At 74.2% G+C, this 14,635-nt stretch carries 14 protein-coding genes; 8 read left to right on the top strand and 6 right to left on the bottom strand.

The genetic code is table 11. From position 1 onward, the window contains the following. Positions 1-113: 113 nt before the first annotated feature. Positions 114-992, bottom strand: coding sequence for a LysR family transcriptional regulator (locus VM95_RS02685; protein ID WP_045692335.1), 879 nt, complete (start codon positions 990-992; stop codon positions 114-116). 71 nt (positions 993-1,063) lie between these two features. After that, entirely contained in the window at positions 1,064-1,915 is an 852-nt protein-coding gene (locus VM95_RS02680) for a PRC and DUF2382 domain-containing protein (RefSeq protein ID WP_045692334.1), read from the bottom strand. Between the two features lie 200 nt (positions 1,916-2,115). Between VM95_RS02680 and VM95_RS02675 the strand changes: the two genes are divergently transcribed. After that, a complete protein-coding gene (locus tag VM95_RS02675; RefSeq protein ID WP_045692333.1) occupies positions 2,116-2,484 on the top strand; it encodes a nuclear transport factor 2 family protein in 369 nt (122 codons plus the stop codon). A gap of 246 nt (positions 2,485-2,730) precedes the next feature. After that, positions 2,731-3,471 carry a hypothetical protein gene (locus VM95_RS02670; protein WP_045692332.1) on the top strand — a complete coding sequence of 247 codons (741 nt, stop codon included), beginning with the start codon at positions 2,731-2,733 and terminating at the stop codon, positions 3,469-3,471. A 51-nt stretch (positions 3,472-3,522) separates the two neighbouring features. On the opposite strand, the gene VM95_RS02665 is transcribed toward VM95_RS02670, so the two are convergent. Beyond that, positions 3,523-4,128 (bottom strand): TetR/AcrR family transcriptional regulator, encoded by a 606-nt coding sequence (locus VM95_RS02665; RefSeq protein WP_045692331.1) that lies wholly within the window; start codon positions 4,126-4,128, stop codon positions 3,523-3,525. A 60-nt stretch (positions 4,129-4,188) separates the two neighbouring features. Between VM95_RS02665 and VM95_RS02660 the strand changes: the two genes are divergently transcribed. Both VM95_RS02660 and VM95_RS02655 read left to right on the top strand, forming a co-directional pair. Beyond that, the gene (locus VM95_RS02660) at positions 4,189-5,061 is read left to right on the top strand and encodes an alpha/beta fold hydrolase (RefSeq protein WP_045692330.1); all 873 of its coding nucleotides are present in this window, start codon (positions 4,189-4,191) and stop codon (positions 5,059-5,061) included. A gap of 92 nt (positions 5,062-5,153) precedes the next feature. After that, positions 5,154-6,086: an ATP-grasp domain-containing protein gene (locus tag VM95_RS02655; RefSeq protein WP_045692329.1), complete on the top strand. Its 933-nt coding sequence runs from the start codon at positions 5,154-5,156 to the stop codon at positions 6,084-6,086. Positions 6,087-6,097: 11 nt separating this feature from the next. Here VM95_RS02655 and VM95_RS02650 read toward each other — a convergent pair whose 3' ends face one another. Beyond that, entirely contained in the window at positions 6,098-6,772 is a 675-nt protein-coding gene (locus VM95_RS02650; protein WP_157881978.1) for a hypothetical protein, read from the bottom strand. A 334-nt stretch (positions 6,773-7,106) separates the two neighbouring features. Here VM95_RS02650 and VM95_RS02645 point away from each other — a divergent pair, with 334 nt between their 5' ends. Continuing rightward, positions 7,107-9,608 carry a helicase C-terminal domain-containing protein gene (locus VM95_RS02645; protein WP_045692327.1) on the top strand — a complete coding sequence of 834 codons (2,502 nt, stop codon included), beginning with the start codon at positions 7,107-7,109 and terminating at the stop codon, positions 9,606-9,608. 4 nt (positions 9,609-9,612) lie between these two features. On the opposite strand, the gene VM95_RS02640 is transcribed toward VM95_RS02645, so the two are convergent. Further along, positions 9,613-9,864: a hypothetical protein gene (locus VM95_RS02640; protein WP_045692326.1), complete on the bottom strand. Its 252-nt coding sequence runs from the start codon at positions 9,862-9,864 to the stop codon at positions 9,613-9,615. Positions 9,865-9,971: 107 nt separating this feature from the next. On the opposite strand from VM95_RS02640, the gene VM95_RS02635 reads away from it, so the two are divergent. Beyond that, on the top strand, positions 9,972-10,376 hold the full coding sequence (locus VM95_RS02635) for a hypothetical protein (protein WP_045692325.1): 405 nt from the start codon (positions 9,972-9,974) through the stop codon (positions 10,374-10,376). 82 nt (positions 10,377-10,458) lie between these two features. Beyond that, a complete protein-coding gene (locus VM95_RS02630; protein ID WP_045692324.1) occupies positions 10,459-12,096 on the top strand; it encodes a DNA repair helicase XPB in 1,638 nt (545 codons plus the stop codon). 18 nt (positions 12,097-12,114) lie between these two features. On the opposite strand, the gene VM95_RS42240 is transcribed toward VM95_RS02630, so the two are convergent. Further along, on the bottom strand, positions 12,115-12,270 hold the full coding sequence (locus VM95_RS42240) for a hypothetical protein (RefSeq protein ID WP_157881977.1): 156 nt from the start codon (positions 12,268-12,270) through the stop codon (positions 12,115-12,117). A gap of 290 nt (positions 12,271-12,560) precedes the next feature. On the opposite strand from VM95_RS42240, the gene VM95_RS02625 reads away from it, so the two are divergent. Beyond that, entirely contained in the window at positions 12,561-14,612 is a 2,052-nt protein-coding gene (locus tag VM95_RS02625) for a HelD family protein (protein ID WP_244178593.1), read from the top strand. The last annotated feature ends 23 nt before the right edge of the window (positions 14,613-14,635 follow it).

Below are 14,635 nucleotides of genomic sequence, written 5' to 3'. Positions count from 1 at the left end.
GGGAGTCAGCGGGTGGTCACGGGTTCGGAGAGGCATCTACCCGCCCGCGAGGCGCCGAGCACCACCCGTGCGAGGGAAAGCTCGGCCCCCCTGTTGACGTGCTCGCGGAAGTATCAGCAACCCCCCAGTGCGGCAACGAGCTTGGCGTGCAGCAGGCGGACGGCCGGGGAGTGCTGGTCCGGGCGGGCGACCAGGCCGAGGCGGGAGTGCACGGCGGCGTCGGCGATCGGGACGGTCCGCAGGCCGGGGTTCTCGACCGAGGACGTGCTGAGGACGGCGACGCCCGCGCCGCGCTCGGCCAGGCGCAGGAGGGTGGCCGGGGAGCTGGCGTCGATGTCCACCCGGGCGGCGAGGCCGAGTTGGGCGCAGGAGCGCTCGTAGGCGGCGCGCAGGCCCGTCCCCGGGGAGAGGCAGAGGACCTTCTCGCCGTACAGGTCGGCGAGCCGCAGCTCCGGCCGGTCGAGGCGGTGGCCGGGCTGGACGACGGCGGCGATCGGCTCGTCGATGACGACGGTGGCCTCCAGACCGGGGCCGACCTCTCCCGCGTAGCCGATCAGTGCCAAGTCGATCGATCCGGCCAGGACTTGGGACTGGAGCAGGTCGGAGTGGCCCTCGTGCAGGCTCAGTTCGACGCCGGGGTGGGTACGGCCCAGGTCGGCGACGGCGTCCAGGAACGGCGGGATCGAGCAGCCCATGATCATGCCGAGCCGGACCCGGCCGCGCACCGCGTCGGCGAACTCGGCGGCCGTGTACCGGATGGCGTCGAGCGTGGCCAGGGCGCTCTTGGCCAGCGGCAGGACGGCCTCGCCCGCGGGCGTGAGCCGCACCCCGCCCCGGCCGGGCCGGTCCAGCAGCTGCTGGCCCAACTCGCGCTCCAGCTTGGCCACCTGGGTGCTGATGCCGGACTGGCTCACGTGCAGCCGCGCGGCCGCGGCGGTGAAGGAACCCTCGTCGACCACGGCGGCGAAGTAGCGCAGCTGGTGCATCTCCATGACCGCTGACGATAGGCGACGGGCGGCCGCGCCCCCGCGCGGGGCGGGGGCGCGGCTCCTCGCCGGGCTCCTCACCGGCGAGGGGTCTCCTTCCCCCGGATCCCTTCCGTCCCGCCGGGGAGGTCGGCCTCGATGCGCTCCTTGCGCACCTGGCCGGTGACGGTCTGCTGCTCGACGCGCTCCTCGGTCACCAGCCGCACGCGCTCGACCGGGACGGCCTCGGTGCGCACGACCGCGCGCTCGGCGTGCAGGGTGACCTCGTGCTCGGCCTCCGCGATCGGCTCGCCGGACATCGCGGCGCCCCGGTTGGCGTCGGTGATGGGCTCGTGCTCGACGCGGACCTCCTCGTGCCGCACCGGCACGGTCTGCCGCTCCTCCTCGGTGACGACGTACTTGTGCAGCTTGGCGTGGCCGCTCTCGTAGCGTTCGACGCCGACGCTCATCCGCTCCTCGGACCGGGTCATCGCGCCGTCCCACCCCCGGCGATCGCCCGACCGCGCGGCGGCGGGCGTGGGGGTCACGAGGGGGGATCCGGCCGGCGCCACGGCGGGAGCAGTGGTCCCGCCGCCGGCGGCGGTCCGCTCGACGGCCCTGCCGCCGTTGCCCGTCGCGATGCCGTAGTGCTGGTAGAGGCGACGCTCCTCCCGCCGGGCCAGGTGCCCGCCCTCCTCCAGGGCGACCATCGGCGCGGCCTTGACCTTCTCCTTCGGGTACGGCACCTGCAGGTGGTCGTCGACGACCTTCGCGTCGCCGATCGGCACGAACGACTCGCTCGATCCGAACCATCCGGTCTTGACGCTGACCCACTGCGGCTTGCCAGTGGCGTCGTCGAGGTACACATGGTCCGCCTTGCCGATCCTGACGCCCTCGGCGTCGTGAACCGGGTGGTTCAGCATGGAACGGGCCTGCTGTTGGGTGATCATCGATTCCCGCCTCCTTCGCATTCCAGCTGAGGAGCGCCTTACCTGGTCGGAGCGGGCGAAACCGGGCCAGCTGACATTCACTCAGCGTGAAGGCGGCAACGATGCGTCACTTCCGGGGGCCCGCAGATATCACTGATAGTGATGTTCAGCATCCGATCCATCTGTTGGACGGATGGACGGGCAGCCGGGAGCATGGAGACATGACGACGACGAAGACTGCACGCGAGCTGGCCGAGACCTACTTCACCGCCTGGGAGGCGGGCGACTTCGACACCATCCGGGGGCTGCTGGCCGACGACGTGGACTTCGTCGGCGCGCTCGGCACGGCCTCGGGGGTCGAGGAGGCCCTGGGCGGGCTGCGGGGGCTCGGGCAGGTACTGGAGAAGATCGACGTGAAGGTCCGGGTGGCGGAAGGCGACGAGGTGATCACCTGGTTCGAGCTGCGCACCAGCATCGCCCCGCCGGCGCCGACCGCGAACTGGATGCACGTGGAGAACGGGAAGATCGTCCGGATCCGGGTGACCTTCGACCCGCGCGGACTGCTGGCGGGGTTCGAGAAGAAGAACTGAGCCGGCCGGCGGGGCCGCAGCCGCCACGGGGGCGGCTGCGACCTGGTCCGGTTCGACGGGCTGGGGCGAAGAACGGGGAAGGCACCCGTCCCGTACGGGTGCTGGCGCCCGCGCGGGAGCGGAGACCCCCCGGTCGTTTCAGGTGAAGTTCCGGGCGCGGCGATCCTCGGTGTCCGGCGCCCCGGGAAGCCTCTGGCGTGACGGCCGCTCGCTCGGAGCGGCCGCGCACCACCCCAGAGGATCCCCATGCGCATCGCCGCGCTCGCAGCCGCCGCCCTGGCCGTCACCGCACTGGCCGGCCCGGCCCCGGCCACTGCCTCCCCCGCCGTCCACGGCGCCCCGCAGGCCCCGGCCGGCCGGTACCTCAACCTGCACCAGTGCGTCTACAACAGCCCGCTCGGGCGGGCCAACTTCGATCTCATGACCACCCTGGTCCCGAGCCTGGACGGCCGGTTCATCGCCGGCACGGACATCTCCGACACCCCCGCCTCCGCCGCCGTGTGCGGCCCCGGGGACGGCACCTACGAGCTCAACGTCTACACGGGCGCCGAAGGCTACGACCTCACCGCCGGGCGCTACCTGAACCTGCACCAGTGCATCTTCTGGAGCGACTACGACCAGGACCACCTCACCACGGTGGTGGGGGCCACCGACCCCAAGTTCTACACCGCCACCAATGTCTCCAACTCGCCCGACAGCCAGGTCGTTTGCGGCGGCGGGGGCGCCGACCTCCCCATTCCCCTGCTGTCGAGCGCCACACCCCTGGACCTGACCGCCGGGCACTACCTGAACCTGCACCAGTGCATGTACTACTTCGACCGTTACCACGACCACATGACGACCTTCGCCCCGAGCCAGGACGGGCGGTTCAAGGCCGGGACGAACATCTCCAACACCCCCGACACGCAGCCCTCCTGCGGTCAGGGCGACGGGCAGTACCAGTTCGTCCCGATCCTCTCGGGCGTCAAGTCCTTCCGCATCGCCTGACGCCCCCGGCGCACCCGGCCTCGCACCGGCCCCGTCGACGCGGGGCCGGTCTCACCCGGCCCCGGGCCCCCCGAACAGCTCGTCCAGGTGGTGCCGGAGGATCGCCAGCGCCTGCTCGCCGTCCCGCTGCCCGCCCAGCACGCTCGACCCCAGCCCGTTCACCATCGCCAGCAGCCCGGCCGCCGCCATCTCGACGTCCCGCTCCGGCGCGATCTCCCCGGCCTCCCGCGCCGCCCTCAACTGCTTGGCCAGGAAGCCCTCCAGGACGGCCGGCGGCTGCGCGGCCTGCTTCGCCAGCACCTCCGGGTCGTTCAGCACCAGCGTGTAGTACGCCGCGTACGTCCGCGTGATCCGGCGGCTCTCGGCATCGGTCGGCAGGACGCAGGACAGGACCGCCGTCACCACCGCCCGGGGGGCGCGCGCCTCGCCGATCCACCGTTCCATCCGGGCCTGCAGCTGCGCACCGAGCCGGGCCAGGGCGTCCAGCAGCAGGCCCTCCTTCGTCGTGAAGTAGTACTGCACGAGCCGCAGCGAGACGCCCGCCTCGGTCGCGACGGCCCGCATGCTGGCCGACTGCAGGCCCTCGGTGTCGGCGATGCGCAGCAGGGCCTCGGCGATCTGCCGCCGCCGCTCCTCGTGGTCGGCCTTCCCGGTCATCCTCACCCTCCACGATCCGATCCTGGTACACCCGTATCATGCATGTGATACACATGTACCATGCGAATCAGCGAGTTCAGGAACAGCAAGGCCGAAGCCCGCTACCGCACCGCCTACGAGCGTGCCCTCGCCCGGCTCTGGCGCGGCGAACGGACCTCGGTCGACATCACCACCGGCTTCGGCACCACCCGCGTCCACCGCGCCGGGACCGCCCACGGCGAGCCGATCGTGCTGCTCCCCGGCTCCGGCGGCAACTCCCTGATGTGGCACGCCTACATCGAGCCCCTCGCCGCCCGACACCCCGTCATCGCCGTCGACACCCTCGGCGAACCGGGCGCCGGGGTGCAGACCTCCCCCGTCCGCGACGCCCACGACGCCGCCGACTGGCTCGAAGAACTCCTCGCCGCCCTCGACGTCCCCGCCGCCCACCTCGTCGGCTGCTCCTACGGCGGCTGGATCGCCCTCCACCACCAGATCCGCCACCCCGGCCGCACCGCCACCCTCACCCTGGTCGACTCGGCCGGCCTCGCCGACCTCCGCCCCGGCTTCTACCGCTGGCTCGTCCTCGGCGGCATGGCCGCCATGGCCCCGCGGCGCCTGCGCCACCGCCTCGCCCGCCGGCTCGGCAACAGCGCCCTGCTGGACGACGAGCTGATGACCCTGCTCCGCGCCTCGACCGGCTTCCGCCGTCGTCTCCCCCTCGCCACCACCCTCACCGACGACGAACTCCGCGCCGTCAGCGCCCCCGTCCTCGCCCTCCTCGGTGAACGCAGCGCCCTCCACGACGCCCCCAGCACCGCCGAACGCCTCCACCGCCTGCTCCCGGCCGCCGAGATCCACACCGTCCCCGGCGCCGGCCACTCCCTCACCACCGACGACCCGGCCGCCGTCCTCGCCGCCGTCCTCAGCGCGGCCTCCCGCCGGGCGAGTTGACCGCCGCCGGACGCGGTTTCGGCCAGCGCCTCACACCGATGGCGCGCGAGGCACCCTTGCCCCGCCCGGACGCGCGCCGCTTCCATGGCCGCATGGGCCGACGAGACCTCGTTCTTCTGACCGATCACAGCTCGACCGAGGGCACTCGGGACGCGATGGCCGCGGCCGTCCGGCGACTGACCGGCCGCGAGCCCGTCCACCTGGACGCGCGGCACTTCATGACGGACGGAACCGGCACCGGCCGGATCGAGGCGGACGGCGACGGCCTCGCCCGGCTGGAGGCCGAAGGGCGCGTGGTCACCACGGACACGGTGGTCGTCTACGAGATCCCGCCCCACCGGCGCCCCGCGTTCGCCCACTGCCAGCGGCGGCTGCGGGCGTCCGGCGTCCGCTCGCTCGGCACCGACGCCGAGGCCTGGCGCGCGGCGACCGAGAAGGACCGTACGGTCGCCTGCTTCGACCGGGACGGCGTCCCGCACATGCCCACGATCACGCTCCCCTCCCGGCCGAGCCCGGAAGCCGCCGCGGCCGCCTTCGAACGGCTCGGCGGCGACGTCTGGGCCAGGCCGTGCGTCGGGATGGGCGGCGACGACGTCTTCCACGTCACCACACACGCCCAACTCGCCGCCGCCGCGCGGCACTACGCTGGCCTCGACACGGCCTGGCTGATCGCCCGGGACGCCCGGAACTTCACCCCGGACGGGCAGCGCCACCAGTACCGGGTGGTCGTCCTCGGCGGCCGGGTCGTCCGCGCGGTGGAGCACGTCCAGGCGGACCCGGACGCGCCGTGCAACGAGTGCCAGGGCGCCGTCTCCGCCCTGCTGGAGGTCGACGAACTCCCGCCCGGCCTCGCGGAGTTGGCAGTTTCGGCGACCAAGTCCCTCGGTCTCCCGCTGGCCGGCGTCGACCTCGCCGCCGAGAGCGGCGGGGTGGTCTTCGAGGTCAACGTCCACCCGGCGTTCGGCCACGACCGCGGGGTGGAACAGATCGCCGTCCCCTACGTGGCCGCACACCTGCGGCCCTGAACCCGGCCCTGCTACGACGGGCGGCGGCGCAGGCTCAGCAGCAGCAGGACGACGGCCGTGATCACGGCCGAGGTGCGCAGGACGCCCGGGGCCATCGACCAGCTGAACTGGCCCAGTGGGGCGCCCGTCTGCACGCCCGCGCCGCCGCCCGCGCCACCGGCACCGCCGGCCTGCTTGGCGTGCTGCATCGCGAACAGCGTGCTCGCGCTCATCGTGGCCAGCGGGATCCCGATGATGACGAACTTGCGCATCAGGTCCGAGAGTTGGCGGGACAGGTAGCCGAGGCCCCAGCCCGCCAGCATGGCCGGGAAGAAGCCGGAGACCGCGCCGCCGACCAGCAGGCCGCAGGAGAGCAGGATCAGCGGGGACGGCTTGCGGGCACCCTTGGCCGGGCCCGGCTTCGCCTTCGCCGCGGGCGCGACCCTGGCCGCCCTCTGCTTCCGCTGCTTCTTCCCCGCCCCCACCACCGGCGCGGCCTCGACCGGCGGGGCCTCCTCGCCGGCGCGCTGCTCGGGGATCGGCCTCGGCGCGGGCTCCGGCGCGTCCGAGAAGTCGAAGACGGTCATGCTCCACGGGCCGTGGCTCTGCACACCGGAGGGCGGCAGCGCGTCGGCCGCCCGGTCCTGCGGCCCGGCGACGCCGGGCAGGTCCAGCGACACCTGCCGCAGGCCGCCCGCGCTCGCCACCGGCGGGTCGTACACGCTGTCGTCAGCGGCGGCGGCAGCCGGCGGAGCAACCGGAGGAGCCGGAGGAACAGCCGGGACGGCCGGCACGCCCTCGCTTGCCCCCGAAGCGCCGGAACGGCCACTCCACGGCCCGCTCTTGCGCCACCACTCGCCGTCCGTCATCACCGACACCCCGCCTCGCCCGGCTCGCCCCTGACAGCGCGGCCGCCCACCGAACCGCCCTCGGCGTGACGCTACCCACCCTGCCCCCGACCACGCGAGTCCGGCCGGTCCGGTACGGTCCCGGCCGCACGAGGACACCCCGCCGTCCGCCCGCCCGACTAACCTAGGTCGAATGACCACACAGCAGGGCCCTCGACGCCAGGGCAGGTCCGCCCCCGGCCCCCGCACCCTCGCCGAGGAGCTGCGCGCCCGCCCCGACGACGCGCTCGCCGCCCTGCTGCGCTCCCGGCCCGACCTGCTGAACCCCGTCCCCGGCGACCTCACCCAGCTGTCCGCCCGGCTCTCCTCCCGCGCCTCCGCGCTGCGCGCCCTGGAGCGGCTGGACCGCTTCACCCTGCAGGTCGCCGAGGCACTGGCGACCGCCCCGGACGGCACCGGCCTGGCCACCGTCCGCACCCTGCTGACCGGCCCGGCCAAGGTCAAGCCGCACCCCGGCGCCACCCCGCTCACCCCCGCCGACCGCTCGGCCGTCGCCGCCGCCCTGCCCCGCGCGATCGCCACCCTGCGCGACCGGGCGCTGCTGTGGGGCCCGGACAACGGCCTGCGGCTGGTCCTCGCCGTCCGCGAGGCGCTGGCCCCGACCGCCGCCAACCCCGGCCGCACCGGCCTCGGCCCGACCTTCGGCGAGGCCACCGCGGGCATGTCCCCGGCCCGGCTGCAGCAGCTGCTCGCCTCCGCCGGGCAGCCCGCCACCCCCGACCCGGTCACCGCCGTCGCCGCGCTCACCGACCTCCTCACCGACCGCGCCCGCTGCGCCGCGCTGCTGGAGACCGCCCCCGAGCCGGCGCTGCGGCTGCTGGAGCGCCTGGTCTGGGGCCCGCCCACCGGCACCGTCCCGGACGCCACCCGCCCGGTCACCGCCGAGGACGCGCAGAGCCCGGTCGAGTGGCTGCTCGCCCGCGGCCTGCTGCTGCCGAGCAGCCCCGGCAGCGTCGTGCTGCCGCGCGAACTCGCCCTGCACCTGCGCGGCGGCCGCACCCACCGCACCGTCGAGCCCGTCCAGCCGGAGCCCGCACCCGCCGCGCCGCCGCGCGACCCGCACACCGTGGACGCCGCCGCGGCCGGCCAGGCGCACACCGCCGTGCGGACCGTCGAGGAGCTGCTGGAGGCCTGGGGCCTGACCCCGCCGCCCACCCTGCGCGCCGGCGGCCTCGGCGTGCGCGACCTCAAGCGCACCGCCCAGACCCTGGAGACCACCGAGCAGCTGGCCGCGTTCTGGCTCGAACTCGCCTACACCGCGGGCCTGCTGGCCCCGGACGGCGAGGCCGACGAGTGCTGGGCGCCCACCCCGGGCTACGACGCCTGGCTGCAGCTGGACACCGCCGAGCGCTGGTCCGTCCTGGCCGGCGCCTGGCTCGCCGCCACCCGCGTGCCCGCCCTCACCGGCACCCCGGACGGCAAGGGCAAGCCGCGCGCCGCCCTCGGCCCCGAACTGGACCGCACCCTGGCGCCGTCCGTGCGCCGCGCGGCCCTCGCCCTGCTCGCCGAACTGCCGCCCGGCACCCCCGCCACCGCCGCCGAGCTGCTGCCCACCCTGCGCTGGCAGCGCCCGCTGCGCGGCGGCCCGACCGGCCCGGACGGCCACGAGCTGCGCGACAGCCTCACCGCCTGGACGCTCGCCGAGGCCGAACTCCTCGGCATCACCGGCCGCGGCGCCCTCGCCGCCCCAGCCCGCGCCCTGCTCACCGCCGAGGCCGACCCGGCCGAGGTGCTGGCCCCGCTGCTGCCGCAGCCGCTGGACCACGTGATCCTCCAGCCGGACCTCACCGCGATCGCCCCCGGCCCGCTGCTCACCCCGCTCGCCCAGGCGCTGGCGCTGTGCGCCGACATCGAGTCCAAGGGCGGCGCCACCGTCTACCGCTTCACCCCGGCGTCCGTGCGCCGCGCCCTCGACGCCGGACGCACCGCCGCCGACCTGCAGGGCTTCCTGGCGCAGCACAGCCGCACGCCCGTCCCGCAGCCGCTCGGCTACCTGATCGACGACGTGGCCCGCCGCCACGGCATCCTGCGGGTCGGCGCCGCCTCCTCGTACCTGCGCTGCGACGACCCCTCGCTGCTGAACGAGGTCCTCGCCGACCGCCGGGCCGCCGAGCTGCGGCTGCGCCTGCTCGCCCCGACCGTCCTCGCCGCCCAGGCCGCCCCCGACGTCCTGCTCGCCACGCTGCGCGCGATGGGCTACGCGCCCGCCGCCGAGTCCGCCGAGGGAGACGTGCTGATCACCCGCCCGGACAGCCACCGCACCCCGCCCCGCGCGGCGCCGGTGCCCGTCCCGGACGGCCCGCCCACCCCGGACGACACCCTGCTCGCCGCCGCCGTCAAGGCCGTCCGGGCCGGCGACCGCGCCGCCACCGCCACCCGCCGCGAGCCCGTCCCCGACCCGCGCGCGCTGCCCCGCACCGCCGCCGCCGAGACCCTGGCCGCCCTGCAGACCGCCGTCCTGCTCGGCGAGCGGATGTGGATCGGCTACCTCAACGCCGAGGGCATCGCCAGCCAGCGCATCATCGACCCGGTCAAGGTCGAAGGCGGCTTCGTCACCGCCTTCGACCACCACGCGGACGAGCTGCGCACCTTCGCCCTGCACCGCATCACGGGCGTCGCGGAGCTCGACGAATAGCGGCTCAGTGCGCGGTCGCCTCCTTGAACTTCTCCTTGACCGCCTGGTCCGCCACGCTGCCGATCTGCCCCTGCCCGACCGGCAGCTCGCCGCCGCCGACCTGGTCGGCGATCAGGAACCCGGGCGCCGCCAGCAGCCCGCCGGGCCCCTCGCCGATGCCCGCGAGGGCGTGGGCGGAGCCGGCCGAGGAGGCGGTGGCCGCGAAGGCCGTGCCCGCGAGGGCGAGGGCGGTGAGAACACGCTTCGAGGTCTTCATGGCCTGCTCAACGAGCGGGTACGGACCGTGGTCACTCGGAGCGGTTGACGGGCGGGCGCACCCGGCGTAGTCCGGGAACAGGGGGTTCGCGAGAAGGAGGATCCACCATGCTCGGCGAACTGATCGGCGAATTCCAGGGCGAGGACACCGGCCGGCGGGTCATCGGCTCGGCCGAGGGGCACCCGATCGTCGAGGTGTCCTTCCGGGGCACCGGCAGCTACTACGGCATCACCGTCAACACGCTCGGCACCTACGAGTCCGAGCTCCGCGCCGACGGCTCCCTCTACGGCGAGGGCCAGGGCGTCGACATGACCGCCGACGGCCAGGGCGTCACCTGGCACGGCAGCGGCGTCGGCCACTTCACCGCGGACGGCGGCACCAGCTTCCGCGGCGCGCTGTTCTTCTCCACCGTGTCGCCCCAGCTCGAACGCCTCAACGGCGTCGTCGGCATGTTCGAGTACGAGACCGACGCAGGCGGCAAGTCCACCGGCAAGTTCTACGAGTGGAAGTAGCCCGTACGCGCTTCCCGCGGAATGCGCGACACTGGAGGGTCTGCGCCAATCCAGACTGTCAGCCAGTGGAGGGCTCCCCCGCGTGAACGACGGACCGCTCATCGTCCAGAGCGACAAAACTCTTCTCCTGGAGATCGACCACCCCAGGGCCGCCGACTGCCGTCGCGCCATCGCGCCGTTCGCCGAGTTGGAGCGGGCGCCCGAGCACGTGCACACGTACCGGGTGACGCCGCTCGGGCTGTGGAACGCGCGGGCGGCCGGGCACGACGCCGAGCAGGTGGTGGACGCCCTGGTGACGTACTCGCGCTACCCGGTGCCGCACGCGCTGCTGGTGGACGTGGCCGACACCATGGGCCGGTACGGGCGGCTCCAGCTGTTCAAGCACCCGACGCACGGCCTGGTGCTCACCACCACCGACCGGCCGGTGCTGGAGGAGGTGCTGCGCTCCAAGAAGATCGTCCCGCTGGTCGGCGCCCGGGTCGATCCGGACACCGTGGTCGTGCACCCCTCCGAGCGCGGCCAGATCAAGCAGGTGCTGCTCAAACTCGGCTGGCCCGCCGAGGACTTCGCCGGGTACGTGGACGGCGAGGCGCACCCCATCCACCTGGAGGAGGACGGCTGGCAGCTGCGCCCGTACCAGGCGCAGGCCGTCGAGGGCTTCTGGCACGGCGGCTCGGGCGTCGTCGTGCTGCCCTGCGGCGCCGGCAAGACGCTGGTCGGCGCGGCCGCGATGGCGCACGCCAAGTCGACCACGCTGATCCTGGTCACCAACACCGTCTCGGCCCGCCAGTGGAAGCACGAGCTGGTCAAGCGCACCTCGCTCACCGAGGACGAGATCGGCGAGTACAGCGGCACCCGCAAGGAGATCCGCCCGGTCACCATCGCCACCTACCAGGTGATGACCACCAAGCGGAAGGGCGTGTACGCGCACCTGGAGCTGTTCGACGCCCGCAACTGGGGCCTGGTCGTCTACGACGAGGTGCACCTGCTGCCCGCGCCGGTGTTCAAGTTCACCGCCGACCTGCAGGCCCGCCGCCGGCTCGGCCTGACCGCCACGCTGGTGCGCGAGGACGGCCGTGAGGGCGACGTGTTCAGCCTGATCGGCCCCAAGCGCTTCGACGCGCCGTGGAAGGAGATCGAGGCGCAGGGCTACATCGCGCCCGCCGACTGCTGCGAGGTGCGGGTCACCCTGACCGACTCCGAGCGGCTCGCCTACGCGACCGCCGAGCCGGAGGAGCGCTACCGCTTCTGCGCCACCACCGCGACCAAGCGGCGGGTGGTGGAGGCGCTGGTCAAGAAGCACGAGAAGGACCAGACGCTGATCATCGGCCAGTACATCGACCAGCTGGACGAGCTCGGCGAGGCCCTGGACGCCCCGGTGATCAAGGGCGAGACCAGCAACGCCCAGCGCGAGAAGCTCTTCGACGCGTTCCGGAACAAGGAGATCGGCGTCCTGGTGGTCTCCAAGGTCGCGAACTTCTCCATCGACCTGCCCGAGGCGACGGTCGCCATCCAGGTCTCCGGGACCTTCGGCTCCCGTCAGGAAGAGGCCCAGCGCCTCGGCCGCGTGCTGCGCCCCAAGGCGGACGGCCACGCGGCCCACTTCTACTCGGTGGTCGCCCGGGACACCGTGGACCAGGACTTCGCCGCCCACCGGCAGCGCTTCCTGGCCGAGCAGGGCTACGCGTACCGCATCATCGACGCGGACGACGTCCTGTAGGACGACCCGTCAGAGGTCTCAGTAGACACCGTCGCGCCCGAGGAAGATCACGCGCGCGGCGGTGTCAAGGGCGATCCCGACGTTGCGGACGGCGGTGCTCAGCGGGTTGCGGCGGCGGCCCGGCAGGGCGGTGGCGCCGGCCGGGGCGGTGCGGGTTTCGTTTCGGCTGCTCATGTCTTCCACGGTAGGCACCCGACCGGCCCACGGCATCACTCCAAAGGCCGCATCCACCGAGGCGTCCGTCCTCCTCCAGGTGTACGGACGGCCCCGAGACCTGCGGGGCTGGAACCCTGAGACGGACGGGTCTAAGATCGTCCGCCTGCCCCCTCCCGCACCGTGGTACCTGCTGAAGTCCCGCAGGCAGCCGGGGGAGGTCCCGACCGCTCGGCAACCGGTCGGCCGTCCCCACCGTGAGCTCCATCGATCCGCTGCGCCCGCCACCGGGGCAGCCGGGAAGGTTCGCTGTGCCCGCCACCCCCACCACCGACCCCCTCCAGCGCGAACGCGACCACCTGGCCGCGTCCCGGTCCGCGCTGCGGGCGATGCGCGAGGACGTCCAGTCGCTCGACATCCGCGACGTGACCGGCACCTGGGTCACCGCCGTCGTCCTCCAGAACCAGATCGAGGCCAGGATCGCCGCCCTGGCCGACCTCGCCGACACCCCGCTGTTCTTCGGCCGGCTCGACTACCTGCACGCGATCAGCGAGGAGCTCAGCGAGGGCGGCGGCGGGGAGAGCTTCTACATCGGCCGCCGGCACGTCCACGACGCGGACGGCGACCCGATGGTGATCGACTGGCGCGCGCCGGTCTCCCAGCCCTTCTACCGGGCCAGCCGCACCGACCCGCAGGACGTCGAGCGCCGCCGCCGCTTCGGCTACACCGGCGGCGAGCTCACCGCGTACGAGGACGAGCACCTCTCCGACCCGGAGGAGTCGGACACCGCCTCCGCCCTGCTCGCCGCCGAGATCGAGAAGCCCCGCGTCGGCCCGATGCGCGACATCGTCGCCACCATCCAGCCCGAGCAGGACGAGATCGTCCGCTCCGACGTGACGGGCACCATCTGCGTCCAGGGGGCGCCCGGCACCGGGAAGACGGCGGTCGGCCTGCACCGCGTCGCCTACCTGCTGTACGCCCACCGCGAGCGCCTGGCCCGCACCGGCACCCTGGTGATCGGGCCGAACAACGCCTTCCTCTCCTACATCGAGCAGGTGCTGCCCGCCCTCGGCGAGCTCGACGTCGCCCAGGCCACCGTGCAGCAGCTGGTCGGCCACGTCGAGGTGCGCGGCGAGGACACCCCGCAGGCGGCCCGGCTGAAGGGCGACGCCCGGATGGCCGAGGTGCTGCGCCGGGCCGTCCGGTCCGGCATCACGCTGCCCACCGAGCCCTGCGTGGTGGTCCGCGGCTCCCGCCGCTGGCGCGTCCCGGCGTACGAACTGGCCGAGATCATCGAGGAGTTGAAGGGCCGCGAGACCCGCTACGGCGCCGCCCGGGACGCCCTGGCGCAGCGCATCGCGCACGCCGTGCTGGTGAAGATGGAGCAGGGCGGCGAGGCCCCGGACGACCGGGTGCAGGACGCGGTGGCCCGCAACAGCGCGGTCAAGGCCGTGGTCAAGGAGTGCTGGCCGGCCGTCGACCCGGCCAAGCTGGTGCTGCGGCTGCTCTCCGACCCGGAGTTCCTGGCCGGGTGCGCCGAGGGCGTGCTCACCCCCGAGGAGCAGCAGGCGGTGCTGTGGCCCAAGCCCGGCCGCTCGGTGAAGACCGCCCGCTGGACGCAGGCCGACGCCGTCCTGGTGGACGAGGCGACGGACCTGGTGCAGCGCACCCCCTCGCTCGGGCACGTGGTGCTGGACGAGGCCCAGGACCTCTCCCCGATGCAGTACCGCGCGGTCGGCCGCCGCTGCACCACCGGCTCGGCGACCGTCCTCGGCGACCTCGCCCAGGGCACCACCCCGTGGGCGACGGCGAGTTGGCCCGACGCGCTGCGCCACCTGGGCAAGCCGGAGGCGCACGTCGAGGAGCTGACCAAGGGCTTCCGGGTGCCGGAGGAGGTCATCGCCTACGCCTCCCGGCTGCTCCCGGCGATCGCCCCGGGCCTGGCCCCGGCCACCTCCGTCCGCGACGCCCCGGGGTCGCTGACGGTCCGCCGGGTCGCCGAGGACGAGCGGACGCGGGCCGTCCTGGCCGCCTGCCGGGAGGCCCTGGAGCACGAGGGCTCGACCGGCCTGATCGCCGCCGACGCCCGCGTCCCGCTGCTCGGCGAGGCGCTGGCCGCGGCCGGCCTGCCGTACCTGTCCCCGGGGACGGAGACCAGTGCCGAGGCCCGGCTCACCCTGGTGCCGGCCTCGCTCGCGAAGGGCCTGGAGTACGACTACGTGGTGCTGGACGAGCCGGCCGCGGTGATCGCGGGCGAGCCGGACGAGCGGACCGGCCTGCGCCGGCTGTACGTGGCGCTGACCCGTGCCGTCTCCGGCCTGACGGTGCTGCACGCCGAGCCGCTGCCGGAGCAGCTGCGGTAGCTGAGGAGGGGCCGGCCCCGGAG

Source organism: Streptomyces rubellomurinus (assembly GCF_000961885.1).
In the GTDB taxonomy this organism is placed as follows: Bacteria; Actinomycetota; Actinomycetes; order Streptomycetales; family Streptomycetaceae; genus Kitasatospora; species Kitasatospora rubellomurina.
This window is presented reverse-complemented; position numbering and strand designations above follow the sequence as displayed.

What these genes read in the sequence shown, in the direction of transcription:
- VM95_RS02640 (WP_045692326.1), bottom strand. Translation starts at nt 9,864, where the DNA reads ATGAAGACCTCGAAGCGTGTTCTCACCGCCCTCGCCCTCGCGGGCACG.
- VM95_RS02675 (WP_045692333.1), top strand. Translation starts at nt 2,116, where the DNA reads ATGACGACGACGAAGACTGCACGCGAGCTGGCCGAGACCTACTTCACC.
- VM95_RS02645 (WP_045692327.1), top strand. Translation starts at nt 7,107, where the DNA reads ATGACCACACAGCAGGGCCCTCGACGCCAGGGCAGGTCCGCCCCCGGC.
- VM95_RS02660 (WP_045692330.1), top strand. Translation starts at nt 4,189, where the DNA reads ATGCGAATCAGCGAGTTCAGGAACAGCAAGGCCGAAGCCCGCTACCGC.
- VM95_RS42240 (WP_157881977.1), bottom strand. Translation starts at nt 12,270, where the DNA reads ATGAGCAGCCGAAACGAAACCCGCACCGCCCCGGCCGGCGCCACCGCC.
- VM95_RS02665 (WP_045692331.1), bottom strand. Translation starts at nt 4,128, where the DNA reads ATGACCGGGAAGGCCGACCACGAGGAGCGGCGGCGGCAGATCGCCGAG.
- VM95_RS02655 (WP_045692329.1), top strand. Translation starts at nt 5,154, where the DNA reads ATGGGCCGACGAGACCTCGTTCTTCTGACCGATCACAGCTCGACCGAG.
- VM95_RS02670 (WP_045692332.1), top strand. Translation starts at nt 2,731, where the DNA reads ATGCGCATCGCCGCGCTCGCAGCCGCCGCCCTGGCCGTCACCGCACTG.
- VM95_RS02680 (WP_045692334.1), bottom strand. Translation starts at nt 1,915, where the DNA reads ATGATCACCCAACAGCAGGCCCGTTCCATGCTGAACCACCCGGTTCAC.
- VM95_RS02685 (WP_045692335.1), bottom strand. Translation starts at nt 992, where the DNA reads ATGGAGATGCACCAGCTGCGCTACTTCGCCGCCGTGGTCGACGAGGGT.
- VM95_RS02635 (WP_045692325.1), top strand. Translation starts at nt 9,972, where the DNA reads ATGCTCGGCGAACTGATCGGCGAATTCCAGGGCGAGGACACCGGCCGG.